The organism is Methylocystis borbori, assembly GCF_036576025.1.
In the GTDB taxonomy this organism is placed as follows: domain Bacteria; phylum Pseudomonadota; class Alphaproteobacteria; order Rhizobiales; family Beijerinckiaceae; genus Methylocystis; species Methylocystis borbori.
Genome location: NZ_JAZHYN010000012.1, coordinates 1 through 21867, shown reverse-complemented (window position 1 = coordinate 21867; position 21867 = coordinate 1). Strand labels below are relative to the sequence as shown.

The 21867-nt window shown below is 63.2% G+C and carries 16 protein-coding genes; 10 read left to right on the top strand and 6 right to left on the bottom strand.

The window, feature by feature from the left end:
- Positions 1–8: 8 nt before the first annotated feature.
- The 6 genes from V3H18_RS05910 to V3H18_RS05885 all read left to right on the top strand — a co-directional run bounded on the left by V3H18_RS05910 (position 9) and on the right by V3H18_RS05885 (position 9111).
- Positions 9–938, top strand: a complete 930-nt coding sequence (locus tag V3H18_RS05910; RefSeq protein ID WP_332081039.1) for a DUF58 domain-containing protein — start codon at positions 9–11, stop codon at positions 936–938.
- Entirely contained in the window at positions 938–3712 is a 2775-nt protein-coding gene (locus tag V3H18_RS05905) for a DUF4159 domain-containing protein (protein WP_332081038.1), read from the top strand. The genes V3H18_RS05910 and V3H18_RS05905 overlap by 1 nt, the downstream gene beginning before the upstream one ends.
- Before the next feature lie 196 nt (positions 3713–3908).
- A complete protein-coding gene (locus tag V3H18_RS05900; RefSeq protein ID WP_332081037.1) occupies positions 3909–5987 on the top strand; it encodes a hypothetical protein in 2079 nt (692 codons plus the stop codon).
- A 75-nt stretch (positions 5988–6062) separates the two neighbouring features.
- Positions 6063–7475, top strand: a complete 1413-nt coding sequence (locus V3H18_RS05895; RefSeq protein ID WP_332081036.1) for an HD domain-containing protein — start codon at positions 6063–6065, stop codon at positions 7473–7475.
- Entirely contained in the window at positions 7459–7977 is a 519-nt protein-coding gene (locus V3H18_RS05890) for a hypothetical protein (protein ID WP_332081035.1), read from the top strand. The genes V3H18_RS05895 and V3H18_RS05890 overlap by 17 nt, the downstream gene beginning before the upstream one ends.
- A gap of 9 nt (positions 7978–7986) precedes the next feature.
- Positions 7987–9111, top strand: coding sequence for an anhydro-N-acetylmuramic acid kinase (locus V3H18_RS05885; RefSeq protein WP_332081033.1), 1125 nt, complete (start codon positions 7987–7989; stop codon positions 9109–9111).
- A gap of 6 nt (positions 9112–9117) precedes the next feature.
- On the opposite strand, the gene V3H18_RS05880 is transcribed toward V3H18_RS05885, so the two are convergent.
- Positions 9118–9792 carry an alpha/beta hydrolase gene (locus tag V3H18_RS05880; RefSeq protein WP_332081032.1) on the bottom strand — a complete coding sequence of 225 codons (675 nt, stop codon included), beginning with the start codon at positions 9790–9792 and terminating at the stop codon, positions 9118–9120.
- Between the two features lie 163 nt (positions 9793–9955).
- Positions 9956–11893 (bottom strand): adenylate/guanylate cyclase domain-containing protein, encoded by a 1938-nt coding sequence (locus tag V3H18_RS05875; RefSeq protein ID WP_332081031.1) that lies wholly within the window; start codon positions 11891–11893, stop codon positions 9956–9958.
- Positions 11894–12196: 303 nt separating this feature from the next.
- On the opposite strand from V3H18_RS05875, the gene guaB reads away from it, so the two are divergent.
- Entirely contained in the window at positions 12197–13684 is a 1488-nt protein-coding gene (gene guaB / locus V3H18_RS05870; protein WP_332081030.1) for an IMP dehydrogenase, read from the top strand.
- Positions 13685–13707: 23 nt separating this feature from the next.
- Positions 13708–13968 carry a hypothetical protein gene (locus V3H18_RS05865; RefSeq protein ID WP_332081029.1) on the top strand — a complete coding sequence of 87 codons (261 nt, stop codon included), beginning with the start codon at positions 13708–13710 and terminating at the stop codon, positions 13966–13968.
- 385 nt (positions 13969–14353) lie between these two features.
- On the opposite strand, the gene V3H18_RS05860 is transcribed toward V3H18_RS05865, so the two are convergent.
- The 4 genes from V3H18_RS05860 to V3H18_RS05845 form a co-directional block, all read right to left on the bottom strand.
- Entirely contained in the window at positions 14354–15268 is a 915-nt protein-coding gene (locus V3H18_RS05860; RefSeq protein WP_332081028.1) for a helix-turn-helix transcriptional regulator, read from the bottom strand.
- 294 nt (positions 15269–15562) lie between these two features.
- Positions 15563–15991, bottom strand: coding sequence for a c-type cytochrome (locus tag V3H18_RS05855; RefSeq protein ID WP_332081027.1), 429 nt, complete (start codon positions 15989–15991; stop codon positions 15563–15565).
- A 16-nt stretch (positions 15992–16007) separates the two neighbouring features.
- Positions 16008–17081, bottom strand: coding sequence for a metallophosphoesterase family protein (locus V3H18_RS05850; protein WP_332081026.1), 1074 nt, complete (start codon positions 17079–17081; stop codon positions 16008–16010).
- A gap of 69 nt (positions 17082–17150) precedes the next feature.
- A complete protein-coding gene (locus tag V3H18_RS05845; protein WP_332081025.1) occupies positions 17151–18308 on the bottom strand; it encodes a cytochrome-c peroxidase in 1158 nt (385 codons plus the stop codon).
- 408 nt (positions 18309–18716) lie between these two features.
- On the opposite strand from V3H18_RS05845, the gene V3H18_RS05840 reads away from it, so the two are divergent.
- On the top strand, positions 18717–19754 hold the full coding sequence (locus tag V3H18_RS05840) for a cytochrome-c peroxidase (protein ID WP_332081024.1): 1038 nt from the start codon (positions 18717–18719) through the stop codon (positions 19752–19754).
- Between the two features lie 216 nt (positions 19755–19970).
- Positions 19971–21416 (top strand): acid phosphatase, encoded by a 1446-nt coding sequence (acpA, locus tag V3H18_RS05835; RefSeq protein WP_332081023.1) that lies wholly within the window; start codon positions 19971–19973, stop codon positions 21414–21416.
- Positions 21417–21867: the final 451 nt, after the last annotated feature.

The following is a 21867-nucleotide window of genomic DNA, read 5'->3' as shown; positions in this document are numbered from 1 at the left end:
GCGGGGCGATGATCGACCCCGTCGCCACGCGCGCCTATGACCCCGCGAGTCGGCCTGCGGCTGACGGCGGGGCGGCCGCCGACCTCGCGAGCCGGATCCCGAGGCTCGTGGCGCGCGCGCATGAGGTCGCCGCGAGCCTCGCCTATGGCGTCCATGGCCGCAAACGCGCCGGCGCCGGCGAGACCTTCTGGCAGTATCGTCCCTTCGCCTCCGGCGAATCGGCGCATCGCGTCGATTGGCGGCGCTCCGCGCGCGGCGACCAGCTCTACGTGCGCGAGCGCGAATGGGAGGCCGCGCACGACTATTTCCTGTGGATGGACTGTTCGCCCTCCATGGCCTTCGCCTCTTCGCTCGCCTCGGACGACAAGCTGTCGCGCGCGGTGACGTTGGGTCTCGCGCTCGCGGAAGTGCTGGTGCGCGGCGGCGAGCGCGTCGCGGCGCTGGGGCTGACCGCGCCGGTCTCCGCGCGCGATGTGATCGACCGGCTGGCGCGGGCGCTCGCCGACAATGTCGCGGAGACGACGCATGACGACCTGCCGCCGCAAGCGCCGCTGCGTCCCCGCGCGAAGGTGGTGCTGATCTCGGATTTCCTCATCGAGCCCGATGCGCTCTTCGCGCGGCTGCGCCGCTTCGCCGACGCCGGCGCTTCCGGCGCGCTGCTGATGGTGATCGATCCTTCCGAAGAAAGCCTGCCTTTTTCCGGCGAGACCATGTTTCTCGATACGGATGGCGGGCCCTCTTTTCACGCGGGCGAAGCGAAGAGCCTGCGCGCGGCCTACGCCCAGCGCTTTGACGCGCATCGCGAAGGCGTTCGGGCGGCGGCTGCGCGGGCGGGCTTTCTCTTTCTGCAGCATCACACCGACAGGCCGGCGGCGGAAGCGGCGCTCGCGCTCGCCATGGGCCTTCTCGGCGCGGGCCAATTCGGGGAGCGGCGCTGATGCTGTCCTTCGCCGCGCCGCTCGCTCTGCTTGGCCTCGCGACTTTGCCGCTCGTCTATTGGCTGCTGCGGGTGACGCCGCCGCGCCCGCGCGAGATCGTCTTTCCCCCGACCAAAATCCTGCGCGAATTGAAGCCCGACGAAGAGACGCCCTCCAAGACGCCCTGGTGGCTGATGGCGCTGCGTCTCGCGCTCGCGGGGGCGTTGATCCTCGCCATGGCGGGGCCGGTCTGGGCGCCGAGCGGCGCGACGGTCATCTCTTCGGCGCCGACGCTGATCGTGCTCGATGACGGTTGGCCCGCGGCGCCGACATGGGACCAGCGCATCGCAGGCGGGGCGTCGCTCATCGAGGCGGCCGCGCGCGCCGGCGCGCCGGTCGCGGTGGCGCTCTCCTCGGAAACGGCGCAGCCTTCCCTCGCAGACGGCGGCCGCGCGACGGAAAAGCTACGTTCGGCGCGGCCCAAGCCCTTTCTTCCGGATCGAAAGGCGATGGGCGAGCAAATCGCGGCTTTCGCCGGCGCGCATCCGGGCCTGCGCATCGTCTGGATCAGCGACGGGCTGGCGCAGGGCGATGCGGCAGGCTTCGCCCGCACGTTGAGGGAGGCGGCCACGGGCGGCTTCGATGTCTACGCCGACGACCGCGCCCCGCGCGCGCTTGCGGCGCCCGTCAATGACGCCGCCGCGCTTAGCGTCGACGCGTTGCGCGTCGGCGACGACCCGTCCGCCGCCATTGTCGCGGTGGACGCCAAGGGCCGCACGATCCGTCGCGCCAATGTCGATTTCGGCGGCGCGCGGCGCGTCAAGGCGACGATCGACCTGCCGGTCGAACTGCGTAACGACGTGAGCTATCTACGGATCGAGGGCGAGAATTCGGCGGGCGCCGTCGCGCTGCTCGACGCGCGATCGAAAGTGAAGCGCGTCGCGCTCATCGGCGGCGCCGGCTTCGACGAGGCGCAGCCGCTTCTCGCGCCGCTCTATTATCTCGAAAAGGCGCTGGCGCCTTTCGCGCAGGTGCGCCTCGCCCGGCCGGGCGTCGTCGATCCGATCGAAACCCTGCTCGCTGAGCGGCCGAACATCGTCGCGCTCGCCGACGTCAGCCTTGCGCCCGGCGAGAGTTTCGACGCGCTGTCTCGCTTCGTCGAGGAAGGGGGGACCCTCATACGTTTCGCCGGTCCGCGCCTCGCCAACGCCGGCGACGATCTCTTGCCCGTCCGGCTGCGCCGCAACGGCCGCGTGCTCGGCGGCGCGATGTCCTGGGAAGAGCCGAAAGCGCTCGCCGAATTCGACGCCGCAAGTCCCTTCTTCGGACTGCCCGCCGCAAAGGACGTGAGCGTGCAGCGGCAGGTTCTCGCCGAGCCCGACCCCGGCCTTTCGGCGAAGACCTGGGCGCGCCTTTCCGACGGCACGCCGCTGGTGACGGCGGAGCGGCGCGGCAAAGGCCTTATCGTTCTCTTTCATGTGAACGCCGACGCTAACTGGTCGAATCTGCCGATCTCGGGCCTCTTCGTCGATATGCTGAAACGCATCGGCGCGATGGCGGGCGAGTCGGCGCCGCTTGGGGGCGATGAATCCGAGGCGACGCGCGCGGCCGATCAGCCGATTCTCGCCCCCTTGCGCGCCCTTGACGGATTTGGCGCGCTCGGCGCGCCGGGGCCGATGGCGCAGGCGATCACGGCGGGCTTTGCGGGTCCCGCAAGCGCCGAGCATCCGCCGGGCCTCTATGGCGCGGGCGAGGCTTTCGTCGCCGTGCAGACCTTGCGCCCCGACGACGAACTCGCCGCCTTCGATTTCTCCGGCGCGGGCCTCGCCGTCAACGCCTTGCAATCCGGCGCGCAGGTGGATTTCCGGGGACCGCTGCTCGTCTTCGTTCTCGCCGCGTTTATCGCTGATGCGCTGATCGGCTTGACGCTCGCCGGAAAGCTTCGGTTGCGGCCGCTCGGCGCCGCGGCCGCCGCGCTGCTGATGCTCTGCGCAAGCGAAACGACGGATCGCGCGGCCGCCGAGTCCGCGCAAAAGCCGGCCGCGACGCAGCGCGACAAGGAGGCCGCGCTGACGACGCGCCTCGCCTATGTCGTCTCCGGCGACGCCCGCGTCGACGAGGTCTCGCATCAGGGTCTCGAGGCGCTCTCCAAGGCGCTTGCCATGCGAACGTCCTTCTCGCCGGGACCGCCGGTCGGCGTCGATCCGGCAAAGGACGAACTCGCCTTTTATCCGATGCTCTATTGGCCGATCGTCGCAAGCGCGCCGCAGCCGACGGCGAAGACCGTCGCCAAGGTCGCCGCCTATATGAAGCAGGGCGGCACCATCGTCTTCGACACGCGCGACGCGCTGGGGCAGCGGCCGGGCGGCGTGGCGACGCCAGAGACCCAATGGCTGCGGGAGTTGAGCAAGGGACTGGACGTGCCGGAACTGGAAGTGACGCCGCGCGATCACGTCATCACCAAAACCTTCTATCTGCTCGACGGTTTCGTCGGCCGCTACGCCAATGGCGAGACATGGGTCGAGGCGCTGCCCGCAGAGTCCAAGGATCAGGCGTCGCGCCCCGTGCGCGCGACCGACAGCGTCTCGGCGATCGTCATCACTTCCAACGATCTCGCCAGCGCCTGGGCGCATGACAAGAGCGGCCAGCCGCTGTTTCCTCTCACGCCCGGCGGCGCCCGCCAGCGCGAACTCGCCATCCGCGGCGGCATCAATCTCGTGATGTATACGCTGACCGGCAACTACAAATCCGATCAGGTTCACGTCCGCGATCTATTGGAAAGGCTCGGGCAGTGAGCGGCGATCCGCACGACGCGAACTCACCCGAGCCCCTCACCTTACCTCTCCCCGCAAGCGGGGAGAGGAGGCGGCGACGTCACGGTCTCCGTCGTCGATTGACGTTGGCGCGGCGCCGATGGCCCCTCTCCCCGCTTGCGGGGAGAGGTGAGGCGAGGGGCCAGGGGATTGGCCGAGACGTTGGGAGCAGGGCGACATGACCGACCTCGCGCTCGCCTTCTCGCCCCTCGCGCCGTGGCCGCTCCTTATCGCGCTCGCCGCGCTTGGCGTGGGCGCGCTGCTGCTCCTGGCCGCGAGGGGCCAGCGCGGCGTCGGCTTGCGCGCGCTTGCGCTCGCTCTGCTGCTCGCGGCGCTGACCGATCCCTCGCTCGTGCGCGAGAAGCGCGATCCGCAGAAAAGCGTCGTCGCCATCGCCATCGACAAAAGCGAGAGCCAGAATTTCGGCGGCCGGGCGGCGCAGACCGAGGAGGCGCGCAAGGCGCTGGGCGCGGCGCTGGCGAAATTCGCCGACATCGAAACGCGCGTCGTCAACGTCACCAATGACGCCTCCGGCAATGACGGCACCAAGCTTTTCGGCGCGCTCGCCGAGGCCTTGAAGGACGTGCCGCCCGAGCGCATCGGCGCCGCCGTGCTGCTCACCGACGGCGTCGTTCACGACATTCCGGGCAAGGCCGAATCGCTCGGCTTCAAAGGGCCTGTGCATGCGCTCGTCACCGGCCATGAGGGCGAGCGCGACCGCCGCATCGAGCTCATCGAAGCGCCGCGCTTCGGCATCGTCGGCAAGGATCAGATCATCCGCGCGCGCGTCGTCGACACGGGCGGCGCGGGCGCGCGCATTCCCATCTCCGTGCGCCGCGACGGCGTGGCGCTCGCGACCTTCAGCCCCGTGCCGGGCGACATCGTCAATATTCCGGTGCGCATCGAACATGGCGGCCAGAATGTCGTCGAGCTCGAAATCCCGACGGGGACGGGCGAACTGACGCCCTTCGACAATAAGGCCGTCGTCGCCATCGAAGGCGTGCGCGATCGCTTGAAGGTTCTCCTCGTCTCCGGCGAGCCGCATCCCGGCGAGCGCAGCTGGCGCAATCTCCTGCGCGCCGACGCCAATGTGGAGCTCGTGCATTTCACCATTCTGCGTCCGCCGGAAAAGCTCGACATCACGCCCGCGCATGAATTGTCGCTGATCGCCTTTCCGACCGCCGATCTCTTCGGGCGCAAGATCAATGAATTCGATCTCATCATCTTCGATCGCTATTCGAACCAGACACTGCTGCCCTCGGTCTATTTCGAGAATATCTCGCATTACGTGGAGAATGGCGGCGCCTTTCTCGCCGCGGTCGGCCCCGATTACGCGACGCTGCGCGGCCTCTATTACTCGCCGCTCGAAAGCATTCTGCCGGCGCGCCCCGACGGCGCGCTTCTGGAGCTGCCGTTTCGCGCCCGCGTGAGCAAGGCGGGGGAGAAACATCCGGTGACGCGCGGCCTCGCCGGCGCGAAGGCGGAGCCGCCCAATTGGGGCGAATGGTTCCGTCAGGTCGACGCCGACATTGTGAAGGGCGACTCCATCCTGTCCGGCGCGCGCGACAAGCCGCTGCTCGTGCTCGCGCATGAAGGCAAGGGCCGCGTCGCGCTGCTGCTCTCCGACCAGCTCTGGCTTTGGGCGCGCGGCTATGACGGCGGCGGACCCCATGTCGATCTCATGCGCCGGCTCGCGCATTGGCTGATGAAGGAGCCTGACCTCGAGGAAGAGGCGCTGCGCGCCTCGGCGCGCGGCCGCGAGGTCAGCGTCGAGCGCCAGACGCTGAAAGATACGGCGGCGCCGGTGATGGCCACGGCGCCCTCCGGCGCGCGCGAAGAGATCGCCGTGTCGCAAAGCGAGCCGGGACTATGGCGCGCGCAGTTCGATGCGAAGGAGATGGGCCTGTGGCGCTTCGAGAGCGACGGGCTGACGGCGCTCGTCAATGTCGGTCCGCCTAATCCCCGCGAATTCCGCGAGGTCGCCTCGACGACCGAGAAACTGCGGCCGCTCGCCGAAGCGACGGGCGGGACCGTGCGGCGGCTGTCGAGCGGCGCGGCGGACAGCGTCTCCATGCCGCGCGTCGTGGAGCTGCGCGACGCCAATCGTTACGGCGGCGCCGATTGGATCGGGATCAGGCAGACCGGCGCTTCAAATCTCGTCGGCGTCGAAATCGCGCCGTTGGGCTTGGGGCTTTGGGCCATGCTCGCGCTGCTTGGCGCGGTGGTCGCGGCCTGGGCGTGGGAGGGGAAGCGGTAGGCTTTTCTAACGGGTCAAGTCATGGTCAGTTCACTTTGATTCTATTTCCCCAAGGGGTTCCGGAACGGACTTCAGATGGCTCATTTTAAGCGAATACGCGATCCAGTTCACGACCTTATCATTTTCGATCTGGAGAACAGGGACAGCGAAGTTGATAAAGCGGCATGGCAGTTGATCAATGTTCCTGAGTTCCAACGTCTCCGACGCGTTAAGCAGCTGGGAGTTTCGGAATTCACATTTCCAGGTGCAACCCATACGCGCTTCGCACATTCAATTGGCGTCTTCCACGTAGCGCGCAAACTGATGACAATAGCCAAGAACCAATGCTCAGACTGGAATCCCAATAAAGCTAGAGTCGCGTTGATTGCTGCTCTATTGCACGACATCGGGCATGGGCCATTCAGCCACGCTTTTGAGATTGCCGAAATAGATCGCTTAAAGGATCGACCGGGCCTTTACAAAGATCATGAGCACTGGACTGCCGAGATCATTGCTTCGGAGAGGCATGGCGTTCGACAGGTGCTCAAAGAAATATTCGGCGCCAATGGCGCTATCGCTGACGATGTGGCGTCCTTGCTCACGACCGATCCAACCGACATTTATGCTGCTGTTGTCTCGAGTTCGTTTGACGCTGATCGCCTCGACTATCTTCAGCGCGACCGATTGATGACAGGCTCGGGCGCGGGCGCGATCGACTTTGAGTGGCTGTTGGACAACCTGAGAGTGGTGCAGGTGCCGAGCGTGGTGGAGGAAGGAGAGAGCGCAGTCGCTATCGATCGTTCAGAAAGCCCTACAGAAAAAATCGAAACATTTGCCTTTGAAGAGAAAGCCCTACAGGCTGTCGAAGCGTTCATTCTGGCACGGTATCATCTTTATTCGCAAGTCTATCTCCATCACGCGACGCGCGGAATGGAACAAATGATATCCAAATTCCTTTTGGAATTTGCGAATGAATCGGCGAGGGGAGTCGTTGCGAATCTTGCCGTGCACGAGGATCACCCACTACGAACCTACTACGCGGAAGAGCCAAATATCAGGCGATACCTTGATCTCGATGATGCGGTCGTTTGGAGCGCCATTGAGATAACAGCCGAAAGAGGCAACGGCTCTCTAAAGGATCAAGCGAAACGCATTCGCGATCGAAAGTTAATGAAATCTGTTGCAATCGACATACAGAATCCGACCGCTCTCGATAAGGCTCGTAGACGTTTCATTGATACGAAATTGCTACCAAAAATGGAAAATTCGATTTTCGTGGATCGGGCGCCACTCTCAATCTACAAGGATGCGCAACGCGAAAATGTGAAGCCTCACAAGCGTGTTTATATCAGACGCAAACATGATGAACCAGTTGATGTTGCACGCCTTTCTAAGCCTGTGCAGGCCTTGGCGGCAGGCGAGGAAATTTTGCGTTATTATTTTCTAGACGAATCAGTACGAAATTCAGTTTTGAAGGTTACCGGAGAACGCGATGACGAAACTCGATGATATCGTCGTTGGCGTTGTCGCTCTCTCTGGAGGCGAACTCGTCGGACGAATCCGTCTGCAAAAAATCGTCTATTTGCTGGAGCAGAAGGGCCTGAAAAGCGACGCCAAGTTCACTTACCATCATTATGGTCCTTATTCGGAAGCAATCGCCGACGCTGTCACGGACGCCAAGTTTTGGGATACATTGGAGGAAACAACTGAGTTTCGAAAACTGGATGGCGCTCCTTTCAGCATTTTCCGAAGCCATCGGCCTATGTCAGATTTTCAACAGTTGGGGGAATTATCTCAAGAAGGCGCTCGCAATCTTCTTGCGCGACTTAACTCTGAGAGTTCAACTGCTTTGGAGCTTGCCGCCACCATCCATTGGCTGACTCAGGTTGAAAAATTAGCTGATTGGCAACAAGAATTAGAGCGTCGCAAGCCGGGAAAAGCCAACTTTGGCCGTCTGGAGAAAGCGATAACTCTACTCAAGGAACTCGAGTTGCCGCCCAGTTCTAGTTGATACTCGTGAGTGAGTGATCGCCTCTTGCCCCTCTACCGCTCAATCGGCCTCATGTCCGGCACGTCGATGGACGGCGTCGATGTCGCGCTGATCGAAACCGATGGCGAGACAAGCGTCGCCTTCGGGCCGACCGGCCATTACCCCTATAACGACGCCGACCGCGCGCTGTTGCGCAACGCCCTCGCCGAAGCCGCGACGCTGGAGGACCGCAATGCGCGGCCGGGCGTGCTCGCCTTCGCCGAGCGCATGGTGACGGACCGCCACGCCGAGGCCGTCGAGACGCTTCTGAACGACAACGCGATCGACCCCGCGAGCGTCAATATCGTCGGCTTCCATGGCCAGACGGTGCTGCATCGCCCGAAGCAAAAGCTCACCATCCAGATCGGCGACGGGCCGGCGCTCGCGTCGCGCCTCGGCATCGACGTCGCCTACGATTTCCGCGCGGCGGATATCGCCGCGGGCGGGGAGGGCGCGCCGATCGTGCCCGTCTTCCACCGCGCCCTCGTCGCGGGCGGCGGCATGAAGGGCGAGGTGGCGCTTCTAAATATCGGCGGCGTCGCCAATGTCACCTATGTCTCCGATGGCATGGAGCCTATCGCCTGCGACACGGGCCCGGGCAATGCGCTGATCGACGATCTGATGCTTCAGCGCACCGGCGCGCCGATCGACCGCCACGGCCATATGGCGGCGCGCGGGCGCGTCAACGAGGCCGTGCTGCTCAAGATGCTCGCGCATCCCTTCTTCGACGAGCCGCCGCCGAAATCGCTCGACCGCAACGCCTTCGCGCTCGACGCCGTGGCGAAGCTCTCGACCGAGGACGCCGCCGCGACCCTCACCGCCTTCACGGCGGCCTCCGTGCTGCGGCTTTTTCCGCATCTGCCGACGCAGCCGCAATTGCTCATCGTCTGCGGCGGCGGGGCGCGCAATCCGATCCTCGTGCGCGAGCTCGTCATGCGCCTGCCTTGCCGGGTGACGACGGCGGACGCCGTGGGCTGGTCGGCGGATTCGATGGAGGCGCAGGCTTTCGCCTATCTCGCCGCCCGCGTGCTGGAGGGACTGCCGCTCACCTTCCCGACGACGACGGGCGCGCCGGCGGCGCTGCCGGGCGGCGTATTGGCCCGCGCCGCCTCCTGAGAAGGCTTAGTCGCCCCGCGCGGGAATGGCGATGCGCGGCGGATTGCCGAGCCGCCTGTCGAGATAGGCGTCGACATGGGCGATCAAGGGCTCGACCTTGTTCTCGAAAAAATGGTTCGCGCCCTCGACCACTGCATGCTCGATGAGGATGCCCTTTTGCGTCTTGAGCTTCTCGATGAGCCCCGTCACTTCCTTAAGCGGCGCGACCCGGTCCTGATCGCCATGGACGAAAAGGCCCGAGGACGGGCAGGGGGCGAGGAAGGAGAAGTCGAACCGGTTCGCGGGCGGCGCGACCGAAATGAAGCCTTCGATCTCCGGCCGGCGCATGAGAAGCTGCATGCCGATCCAGGCGCCGAAGGAGACGCCGGCGATCCAGCAGGCGCGCGCTTCCGGGTTCACCGACTGAGCCCAGTCGAGCGCCGCCGCCGCGTCGGAAAGTTCGCCCGCGCCATGGTCGAAGGAGCCTTGGGAGCGCCCGACGCCCCTGAAATTGAAGCGCAGCACGGAAAAGCCCCGCTCCGCGAAAGCGTAATAGAGGTGGTAGACGATCTGATTGTTCATCGTGCCGCCGAATTGTGGATGCGGATGCAGAATGATGGCGATCGGCGCGCCCCGCGTGGCGGACTGATGGAAGCGGCCCTCTAACCTTCCGGCCGGGCCCGCGAAGATGACTTCAGGCATCTAAAATCCCTTGTGAATTGGGCAGGCGGGCGTTCTACCACGCGGGCGGGAGCGAATTGCAAGGAAATTCGGCGTCGGGCGCGGCGTTCCCCTCCCTCCGCGAAGCGGCAGGGAGGGAGAGGCGTGGCTATGTTCGCGCTCTTCCTGCCCAGTTCCGCGCCCGCTACCCTTCCGTCGAACGGATGCGCTCGATCGTCGCCTCTAACAGGCCGATCGCCTCGTTCTTATTAGCCTTTACGAGATCGACGTCGACGACGAGGCCCTCCCGCTCCTCGTGAATGACCGCTGTCGTCGGCGGCCGCTTTTTCCCGATCACCCGATAGGTGCGGATCGGCGCGGTGATGCCCTTCACCTGCAGCGGCGCCTGTTCCTCCGCCTCGACCGCGTCTTCGACGAGCGTCATCGTCTCGTGGGAAATGAGGATCGCGCCCGGCGCGGCCGATTGTTCGAGGCGCGCCGCGACATTCACCTGATGGCCGACGATGGTGTAATCCATCCGCTCCTGGCTGCCGAAATCGCCGACGGTGCAATAGCCGGTATTGACGCCGATACGGATTTGAAACCTTTGGTCGAGGCCCTGGTCGCGCCATTCGCGCTCCAGCCGTCCGGTCATCGCTTGCATGTCGAGCGCCATGAAAACGCAGGCGAGCGCATCCTCCTTGAGGCCGCGCGTTTCGGGATCGCCGAAGAAGATCATGACGGCGTCGCCGATATATTTGTCGATGGTCGCGCCATAGGCGAGCGCAATCACCGCCATCCCATTAAGAAAATCATTGAGCATGCGGGTGACGTCTTCGGCTTCGTGATGCTCCGCCATCTCGCTGAAGCGCACGACGTCGGCGAAGAAAATCGTCAGTTTCTTTCGCTTGGCCGAAATTGACGCGACCTGATTATTCTTGAAAAGCGTGCCGTAGAGTTGGGGCGAAAGATATTTCGAGAGCCGCGCCGACAGTCTTTCGAGCTCGGTGTTTCGCTCTTCGAGCGCCTGGGTTCGCTGCTTCACGAGCGCGTCGAGAGTTCTTTCCCGGTCGAGAAAATCCTGGGCCATTTTCGTGAAGACGCGGGCGAGTTGACCCACCTCGTCGTTGCGGCTTTCGACCGCCGACAATTCGCCTGGAGAAAACGCTCTGCGCTCGACATTGCGCGCGGCGTTGGTGATCGCCACGACCGGCGCCGTCTGCTTGCGCGCAAACCAGACCGCCATGCCGCCGCCGAGCAAGGTTGCGCCAAGCGCGATCGCGAGCGCAGCCTCGATCTGCATAATGAGCATATTATTGAGGCGGGTCATGGGCATTCGGATCAGCGCGGCGCCGATCACGGCGTCGTTTTCTCCGTTGATCGGAGAGATGACGCTCAACTTGGTCTTCCCGATCACCGACCGCGACTGGCCGGTCGCGATGACGCTGTGAAGGGGCGCCAACTCGCGCTCCGTCAGCTGGCCGCCGTCGCCAATCGCCCGTCCCGCTTTCGGGCTGGCGATCAGGCTCGATTCCTTGTTGAAGACGAAGATGGCGTCGATTTCGCCGCTGCCGAGAATATTGTCGATCACGCGCGGAAGGCCGATCTGCTCGTCGAGAACCTCGAGAAAGCGCGCATTGTAGCCGACCTGGACGATCCGCGGCTTATCCGCGCCGCCGACGCCGACATATTTGAACTGTTGATGGTCGATCTCCCGCTTTCTGGCGTCCTGAATGATCTTGTCCTTCTTGCGGGTCAGCAGGTCCCAGAATTCATGCGCCTGCGGCTGCTGCTCGGCGGAAGGGCTGAAGAGGAAATCGGCGTTTCTATTGCTGTGGATATAGGCGCGGCCATTTTCGTCGGTGACCCAGAATTCGTCGAGCACCGTCTTGTCGGTGATCGCGGTGAGCCTATTGTTGATTTCGGCCGGGGTCATGCCGGCTTTTTCCGCCGCGTCGACGAATTGGGCCACCAGCTCGGCCGCGACGAGCATATGCTGCGAGAACATCTGCTCGACTTCGATCGGAAGTTCGCGCGCGAGGCTTGCGCTCCTCGCCAGAACGCGCGCGACGCTTTCGCCTTGCACCTGCGCCTCCTCGATCATCGCCCGGTAATTGGACCAGGAAAGCAGAATCGATGACATCAGCGTCGCGCCGACGCTCAAGGCGGCGACCAACGCGACCAGGCGGGAGGCAAAGCTCAATTGGACTAATCGCATCTAGGCGCTCGCGCTCCGATCGGTTGATTGTTCAAAAGCATATCAAATTTTTGCGTCGCGCCGGGCATTCCCACCCTCCCCCTCAAGGGGAGGGCTGTTGCGCCCCTGTCATTTGCCTTCGTCCTGAATAATGCTATGAGCACGCGCCAACCCATGACGGCGCAAGCCGTCGCATCGCATCCCAGCGGCTGGCGTCCCGGCGCTTCCGCTTAAAGGAGTTGGCGCCCCATGGCCGCATCGCCCGTCACCCTGACCGAAGCGCTGACGTTCGACGACGTTCTGCTGCGGCCGGGCCATTCGCGGGTGATGCCCTCGAGCGTCGACGTCACCAGCCGCCTCACGCGCGACATCACGCTCAACCTGCCGATCGTCTCCGCCGCCATGGATACGGTCACGGAGGCGCGGCTCGCCATCGCCATGGCGCAGGCCGGCGGCATCGGCGTCATCCACCAGAATCTCTCAGCCGCCGCCCAGGCCGCCGAAGTGCGCAAGGTGAAGCGCTACGAGAGCGGCATGGTGATCGATCCGATCACCATCTTCCCCGACGAGACGCTCGCCGACGCGCTCGCGCTGATGGCGGGCCACGGCATTTCCGGCATTCCCGTGGTCGAGCGCGCGGGCGATGGCGGCAAGGGAAGGCTCGTCGGCATTCTCACCAATCGCGACGTGCGCTTCGCCCAGGACCGCAGCCAGCCCATCCATGAGCTGATGACGAAGAAGCTTGTCACCGTGCGCGAGGGCGTAGGGCAGGAGGAGGCGCAACGGCTCCTGCACGAGCACCGCATCGAGAAGCTCATCGTCGTCGACGAGGATTATCATTGCGTCGGCCTCGTCACCGTCAAGGATATGGAGAAGGCGACGCTTCACCCTTACGCCTGCAAGGACGGCGAAGGACGCCTGCGCGTCGCGGCGGCCTCGACCGTCGGCGACCATGGCTTCGAGCGCGCGCTCCAGCTTATCGACGCCGGCGTCGATTGCGTCGTCATCGACACGGCGCATGGCCATTCGCAGGCGGTGATCGACCAGGTGGCGCGGGTCAAGAAAGCCTCGAACAAGGTCCAGATCATCGCCGGCAATATCGCCACCGCCGAGGCCGCCAAGGCGCTGGTCGGCGCCGGCGCGGACGCGATCAAGGTCGGCATCGGCCCCGGCTCCATCTGCACCACCCGCATCGTCGCGGGCGTCGGCGTGCCGCAGCTCACCGCGATCATGGAGGCGGCCGAGGAGGCGCATAAGGCCGACGTGCCCATCATCGCCGACGGCGGCGTGAAATATTCCGGCGACCTCGCGAAGGCCATCGCGGCCGGCGCCGATGTGGTGATGATCGGCTCGCTCTTCGCCGGCGCGGAGGAATCGCCCGGCGAGGTTTTTCTCTATCAGGGGCGGTCCTTCAAGGCCTATCGCGGCATGGGATCCGTCGGCGCGATGACGGCGGGCTCCGCCACCCGCTATTTCCAAGGCGACGTGAAGGACCAGCTCAAACTGGTGCCCGAGGGCATCGAGGGGCAGGTGCCTTATCGCGGGCCGCTCGCGCCGATCCTCTATCAGCTCGCCGGGGGCTTGCGGGCCGCCATGGGCTATGTCGGCGCGCCGACGATCAAGGAGTTTCAGGAGCGCGCGCAATTCGTGCGCATCACCAACGCTGGCCTGCGCGAGAGCCATGTGCATGACGTGGCGATCACGCGCGAGAGCCCCAACTATCCGACGGGCGTCTGACCCCCGAAGCGAACGGAAGCCAAATGACGAAAGCCGAGAAATATCTGGGCGAGAGCAGAGGCGTCGACGGCGCCGTGACGAGCTGGTTCTTCGGCCGCCACAATGGCGTCGCGCATGTCTTGAAGCTCGACGGCGAATTGCCGGCGACGCTCGTCATTCCTGAAGACGGCGCAGGCGATTTCGATATCGCGGGCGCGACCCGGATCGACATCGCCGATTTCTGGAAGCTTTCCGGAATTGAAGCGATTCAGGACGAACTGCGCGCCTATCGCGACGCGCTGTAGGGCCTGTCCGAGGATCTTAATCCAGGAACAGGCCCTCTTTTTGGTTGACGCATTTTCTAGCCGAACCGCCGTGCGCCAGTTTCGGACAAAAAAAGAGGGCCTCGCGAAGGCCCCCCAAATTTGTAGGAGAAAGAGCTGCTCATACGATCGCTCAAAAAGGTGGTCTGAAAATTGAGCGAATAGTCTTCGAACCCCGAGTTAATGAAGCGTCCGCGGCAATTTCGTCCGCCCCCCCAGCGTTCGATTAATAAGCTATGACCAAAGTAATAAGCCGGCATCGTCCAAATGGATGATGCCGGCCCAAAATGTTGATTTTGAATGTCGACGCTGGAGCGAGATCGTTCTTGATGGAAGCGCGATGCGATTCCAATCAAACGATCCTGCTCTAGGCGCTTTTTGAGGAAGCGAGCGGGGTCAGGCCGCCAAGCAGGGCGACGACTTCCGCCTGACGATTGCAGCCGGTCTTCTCCATCACCCCGCGGAGATGCGTGCGCACCGTGTTGCGGGAGACGGACTGGTCGGCGGCGATTTCTTCAAGCGTCTTGCCGACGACGAGGCCGCGCGCCACCCGCGCCTCGGCAGGAGTGAGGTCGAAGAGCGACTGCACCAGCTCGAGCCCCGGCGCCTGCGGCGCGCCCACCTGCGTCATCACCAGAACCGCCGCGCAACGAACGAAGATATCGCGCGCCGCGCCGCGGATCGGAACGAGATTGGCGATCATCGGGGCGTCGTCCTCGCTCGAACGCATGGCGAAGGAGCGCGGCGCGCCGACGAGATCGTCGTGAAGCGCCTCGATCGCCTGACGCAACAGCGCGTCGGCCCCTGCATCGACCAGCGCGACGCGGTCATGGGCGCGCCAGCGAACGAATTTCCCCAGCGCGTTGCTGGGGTCGTTCGCGGAAATGACCCGGCCATCGTCGTCGAGCACCAGCGCCGGCAGGCCGATGAGCGCGAAGGTTTCGCCCGCGACGCGGGCGCGTTCGAGCTGGAGGCGCGTGGCGAGGAAGGCGGCGCGGGCGAGATGCGGCCGCAATTCGTCGAGCTGGCGGATGATCGCGGGCTCCACCGGCCCGCGATTATGCGCGCGTTCCAGACAAATGATGCTGGTGTCGCCGGTGGGGAGCGCGATCGCGGTCGCCGCGCTGAATCCGAGCCCGCGCGGCTTCAGGAACTCGCAATAGTTCTGGTCCCGCTCCAGCTCCTCGGCGGTATAGACGTCGTCGTCGGTGAGGAAGCCGGGATGGCGCCGGCTGAACAGCCGGCCGCCGCGCGTGCAATTGGCCAGCCAGTCGCCGCGCATGAAATTCTCGACATGCTCGTGAAGGGCGGGGAGGAGGTCCAGCGGGAGACCCGCTCGCGGGCGGCGAAGAGCACCCCGCCCTTGGCTTCCGCGAGATGGGACAGTTCGTCCAGCACTTCCGGCCACATGTCGGGCGCGAAGGAGCATTCGTAAATCCGATCGATGAGTTGCTCAACCATTGTGAATACTCAATTTTTGGGCCCGGCGGACCGGGCCCCAAGAATAAAGGATTTAGGCAAACGCGCCGCGAGCGGGATCGTTCCCGCCGCGGTTTTATTCAGCGTATCTCGTCTGTCAATGCTTGCCCGGCGCGAGCGGGACGCCCCGGCGCTCGTAATGGATGTAGGAAATAAACGCGGTCATCTTCGGATCGTCCGCCGCAATCGGCGCGCCCTGCAGCGGGTTGCGGATGCACCAGTTCACCATCTCGAAGAGCTGGGCGACCTTGCCGAGCTGCTTTTGGAATTTCGGATAGGTTTCGGGATGGGTGTTGGCGGCGTTGGGATGGCATTGGGCGCAGGCGACGCCATTGGTTCCGACTTCGCCGCTCGTCCAGAGTTCGCGGCCTCTCTTCACCACCGTGTCGAATTCGCCCTGCCAGCGGTCGACGTCCGTTTTCGTAAATTCGTCGGCGCGCGCGACCGGCGAGGCGGGCAGCGCGCCAAGAGCGAGCGCGCCAAAAGCAAAGGCGCCAAGCGCGAACGCAGTCGTAAAGCGGCGCATCGTCATTCTCCTTGCGTCAATAATGGGTCTGCGGCGCTTTGCGGATGACCGCCTCCTGATATTTTTTATCGACGGGCTTGCCCTGTTTCGGATCGAAACCGACGACGCGCTCCTGGTTGTCCCAAAGCTGATAGCGCGCGGTGATCCGGCCGCTGTTCACGTCGATCAACTGCCAGCCGGTGGCGTCGCGCTCGAAGAAGGGATCGGCGCGGTTCATCGGCACCGTCAGCACCGGCACATGCGCGCCCGCCTGGGCGTACGTGTCGGGGTAAGGCCAGGGCCAGGCCGTCGCCATCACGGCGTTGAAGGCGATGTTGCCGATCTGATTGTACTGGATCTGATGCACATGGCCGTAGATGACGTTGACCGTCTTGAACGGCTGCAGCAGCGCCTGCACCTCCTCGGCGTCGTCCGTCCAGAAGTTCCAGCCCTTGTAGATTTTCTGCAAAGGCGAGTGCGAGAACACGACGATCGGCGTGTCCTTCGAGACCTGGTCGAGATCGCTCTTCAGCCAGGCGCGCTGCTTGGCGCCCACCATGAAGGGCGAGCCGTTCGGATTGTCGAGGCCGGCCATTTCGAGCATGCGCTGCTCGGCCGTGGGCCAGCGATGGAAAGTCCACTCGTCGGTCGTGAGAATCGAGTTGAGCACGACGAAATGCACGCCCTTATGGTCGAAGCTGTACCAATGCGGCCCAAACAGCGTCGACCAATATTCTCCAAGGTCGAGATAATAGTCGTGCTCGCCCATCACGCAGCGGAGCTTCCCTTTGAGATGCGACAGCATCTCGGCGCCATGGTCGAGTTCGTCCTTCTTGCCGAGCTGCGCGAGATCGCCGCCGAACATGACGAAATCCGTCTCGGGCGTGATGAGGTTGGCCTCGGCGACGGCGCGCTTCAACCCCGTGTCCCAGTTGCGCACGAAGCTCGCGCCCTTGATCTGCTGAATGTGCGAATCCGAAATATAGGTGAAGCTGAAATCCTCGCGCGCGCCGCCAAAGGCGAGACGCACCATGGAGATCGGCAGCGTGGTCAGCGTTCCGGCGGCGGCGCCGGCGGCGATCACGCTGCGTCTTGTGACGAGCCTGCTCATCTCCTGTCCTCCCTTGCGGCTGCGTTAAAAACTGCGCCGCTTATTTGAATGTATCGGTTGCGCGAACGCTTATTTCGTCTGCGCCGCCGCAAAAGCGGGGCTCGTCAGCGTCTCCATGAACGCCACGAGGTCGTCGATCTGCTGGTCCGTCAGATTCAGCGGTCGGATGCCGCCGGAAAGGTAAGGATTGATCGGCGACGGATCGCCGGGGCTCTTTCCGCCTTCGTTGTAATGTTTGACGACGTCCTTGAGCGTCTTCAGCGAGCCGTCGTGCATATAGGGCGCGGTCACCGCGATATTGCGCAGCGTCGATGTCTTGAAGCCGCCCATCTCGTCGAAGGAATCGGTCACGGCGAACCGGCCGAGGTCGGAGACTTTCGGATCGGAGAGAACCGCCTTGTCGACCTCGGCGCCCGCCGCCTTGGCCTTCAGGAATTGCTCGGCGAGACGCGGCACGTCGGCCTGGATCCTGTTGATGCCGACCCCGATATTGTGGAATCTGTTGTCGGTGAAGAGCGCCTGCGTCTGTTCGACGACATGGCAGGACACGCAGCGTCCCGAGCCGACGAAAACGTCGAAGCCGCGCTTGGCCTGCTCGCTGATGGCGTTGCGATCGCCGCCGAAATACCATTTGTCGAAGGGCGAATCGCCCGAGACGATCGTGCGCTCGAAGCTCGCGAGCGCCTTCTTCACTTCCTCCATCGTCACGTCGCGTCCGGTCTTGCCGAAGACTTTCTTGAAGGCTTCGACATAGGCGGGGTCCTCGCGCACGATTTTGAGCACCGGCTCGTGATTGGGCAGTCCCATTTCGACGGGATTGACCATGGGATGCTGCGATTGATCCTCGAGCGAACCCGAACGTCCGTCCCAGAACAGCGTCGTGAAATAGGCCGAGTTGATGACGGTCGGCGCATTGCGCGTGCCCGTGAGCTTATGATGGCCTTCGGAGACGCGCAGCGGACTGTCGGTGAAGGCTTTCTTGTCATTGTGGCAGGTGGCGCAGCTCACCGTCCCGTCGATGGAGAAGCGCGCGTCGTGGAACAGTTTGTCGCCGAGCGCGATCTTTTCGGGCGATTGGAGATTGTCGCCGGGAACGGGGACCTGCGGCAGGCCGAGGGGGTCGGCGAGGGCGAGGGCGCCCATCGCGAGCAGAGCCCCGATCGAACAGGCCGCTCTCATGAATGTCCCGATGATGCGCAGCCGCCTGGAAAAAACGCGCTCGGTCATGAGCTCCCTCCCGTTTCGATCGGTCTGACGCCGTTTTTATTCTTATTCCAACTTTGCTCCGCTTTTGCCTGTTGGGCAAGTCATCGCGATGACATTGACGCGCTTGGCGAAGAACTGGCCGCTCCTAGCGGCTCTTTCGGATAAAGAAGTTGTGCAACGCACGATGTTTTCCCCGATCCGATGATGAACGACAGTCTCGTGATCCAATTTTTCTTAAAAGTTGAACCCATTCTAAACTGTCATGTTTAAGTTATAGTCTTTTGATTTAGATGGAGACACGCCTTCTAACGTAATCTTTGCCGCGCTTCCTCGACGCGGCCGATTATGATAGCCAACCCCATGCGACGGACGCCATTGCGCCTGCGAATGCGAGCGTCCGTGCGCGCCGGGAAACGCAAGGAGCAAAAAATGTATCGGAGCTGGATCGCGGCGGCCGCCGCGACGTTATTGGCGCCGGCTTTCGCGATGGCGGCCGATCTGCGCATCGACGCCAATGCGATCTTCAAGCCGATCGACGCCGCCAGCGTCGCGACGGCGGTGAAGAACAACGACATCACGGCGGCGAAGATCGAACTCGGCCAAAAGCTGTTTTTCGATCCGCGCCTGTCGAAGAGCCAGATCATCAGTTGTAACAGCTGTCACAATCTCGGCACGGGCGGCGTCGACGCCGGCCCCACCTCGATCGGACATGGCTGGGCGAAAGGTCCGCGCCGCGCGCCGACCGTGCTCAACGCCGTTTTCAACGTCGCCCAGTTCTGGGACGGCCGCGCGGTCGATCTCAAGGCGCAGGCGAAGGGCCCGGTGCAGGCCGACGTCGAAATGAACAATACGCCGGCGGAGGTCGAGAAGACCTTAAACAGCATTCCGGCCTATGTGACGGCCTTCAAGGCGGCCTTTCCGAGCGATCCCAATCCGGTGAGCTTTGACAATATGGCGAAGGCGATCGAGGCCTTCGAGGCCACGCTGACGACGCCCAATTCGCGTTTCGATCGTTTCCTCAAGGGCGAAGACGCCGCACTCAACGATGTCGAGAAGAAGGGCCTGCGCCTTTTCATCGACAAGGGATGCGGAGGCTGTCACGGCGGCGTGAACATCGGCGGCAACGGCTATTTCCCCTTCGGCGTGGCGCAGAAGCCGGGCGAGGAGATTCTCCCCGCCGCGGACAAGGGACGCGCCAAGGTGACGCATGACGCCGCGGACGAATTCGTCTTCCGTTCGGCGCCGCTTCGCAATGTCGCGCTGCGCGCGCCCTATTTCCATACCGGCTCGGTTTGGACGCTCGAAGAGGCGGCCGACATCATGGCGAAGGATCAACTCGGCGAGACTCTGTCGAAAGAGGATCTCGGCGCGATCGTCGCATTTCTTGGAACATTGACCGGCGACCAGCCCAAAGTGTCCTATCCCATGCTCCCGTCGCGCACCAAGGATACGCCGCGGCCGCAATAAGCCCGGCTCCGGGGCCGCCGCTGCCTAGAGCGCTTCCCGATCACATGGAATCATGTGATCGATAAGGAATCGCTCAAAATCAAAATATTGGAGCAGGTTCTCATCGAAAAAGTCTGTCAACTTTTTCGGAACCTGCTCTAGGCGGCATGTCACAAAATGGCGTTTGCGGGTCGATAATCCTCCCGCGCGGCGTGGGCCGCGCGGGAGGATCGTTTCATGAAGGCCAGACTCCGTTTTTCAATTTTATCGTTTTGCGCGGCGCTTGCGCTGGGCGCGCCGGCCGTCGCCGAAGAGGAAAACCCCTTTGCGCGCATCGGCCATATCGTCGTCATCTTCACCGAGAACCGCAGCTTCGATCATGTGTTCGGGCTGTTTCCCGGCGCCGAGGGCGTCAATTCCGCTCAGCACCCCCCGCAAGTCGATTTCGACGGAAAGCCGCTCGCCGCGCTGCCGCGCCCGCGATGGGACGATCGCTTTCCGCGACGCTTGCCCAACGCCCCGTTTCGCCTCGAACCGTATGTCGACATCGATGGCCACACGATGGATCCGGTGCATGACTTCTATCTCGAGCAGGAGCAGATCGACGGCGAAAAAATGGACCGCTTCGTCGAGGCCTCGAACGCCGGCGCGCTGGTCATGGGCTATTACGACGGCTCAGCGCTGAAGCAGTGGGCCTTGGCGAAGGAATTCACGCTCGCTGACCATTTTTTTCATGCGGCCTTCGGCGGCTCGATGCTTAATCATTTCTTTTTGATCTGCGGTTGCGCGCCGGTCTTCGACAATCCTGTCGAGTCCACGAAGAAAAAATTTCTGTCGGAGCTGACGAGCATCAAGGATTCTAAAGGGGCGGAACTCAAGATTCGCGCCCGCAGAGAGGATTCGCCGAAAAGCGTGCTCGACGGGCCGCCGCGCCACAAGAACCTTGGCGCCTTGACAGAAAATTTGGAGGCGATCGGAACGCTTCAACCCGCAAATCCGGTCTCCAAGCACGACAAGACGGAAGGGCAGGATCGTCTTCCGCCGTTGCACGAGCCGACGATCGGCGATCGAATGACGGAGAAAGGCGTCACCTGGGCCTGGTACGCGGGCGGCTGGCGCGACGTCACCGGGGGCCGCCTCAAGCCTTACGGCGACGGCAAGCCGGACGTCTTTCAGACTCACCATCAGCCCTTTGCATATTTCGCCAATTACGCCGAAGGACAAAAAGGACGCGCCAATCTTAAAGATGCCGACGATTTTTTCTGCGCCGCGGACAAAGGCGATCTGCCGCAAGTGAGCTTTTACAAGCCGCTTGGCATGTTTAACGGGCATCCCGACTATTCCGATCTCGCCGCGGGCGACGCCCACATCGCGGAAGTCGTCGCGAGACTGCGCCAGAGCCCCAATTGGGACGACATGCTGATCATCGTTACGGCGGATGAGAACGGCGGCTTCTGGGATCACGTGCCGCCGCCGCATCGAGATGCGTACGGCCCGGGAACCCGCGTGCCGACGCTCATCATTTCGCCCTATGCGAAGAAGGGATTCATCGACAAGACGGTCTATGACACGCTGTCGATTCTGCGCACCATCGAGGTTCGCTTCGGCCTTGCGCCGCTCACCGACCGTGACGGTCCCGCCTCTGTCAAGGATATTCGCAACGCCTTGGAGGCCGTCCGCTGAGGATTTCGCCGCAAGCGTGTCAGCGGCGCCACACACTCCCTGTGGCGGGCAGGGGGCGCGCGAGTCGTTTTCGAACGAGGGCGAGGGGCGGGAAGGCGACAAGCTTATTTAGATTATTATTTTATATAGATATTTTCGTTCCATTGGGAGATTTCCGCGCTGACGCCCCAACCCCTTCAGATGGATTATGACCCATCCACTAGGGTTGCTATTACTATTCGATAGATTGTTTTTGGCTATCTGGAGGGGTATTGTGGTTATGGGGTTGAGTTGGAATTGTTGGTTCAGGCTAAGCGGGGTCTACGGCTCCTTCCTGGAGGGGAGGGGCCGGGATTTTTGCTTAGGCGGCGACGTCGGTATTCGTCCGATAACAACAAGCCGCCGGGTCTGATTTTGGCTGGTTAGGGCTTTGCCTGCGGGCGGGGTTTGGCTGGCTGGGATTGGGGAAGGC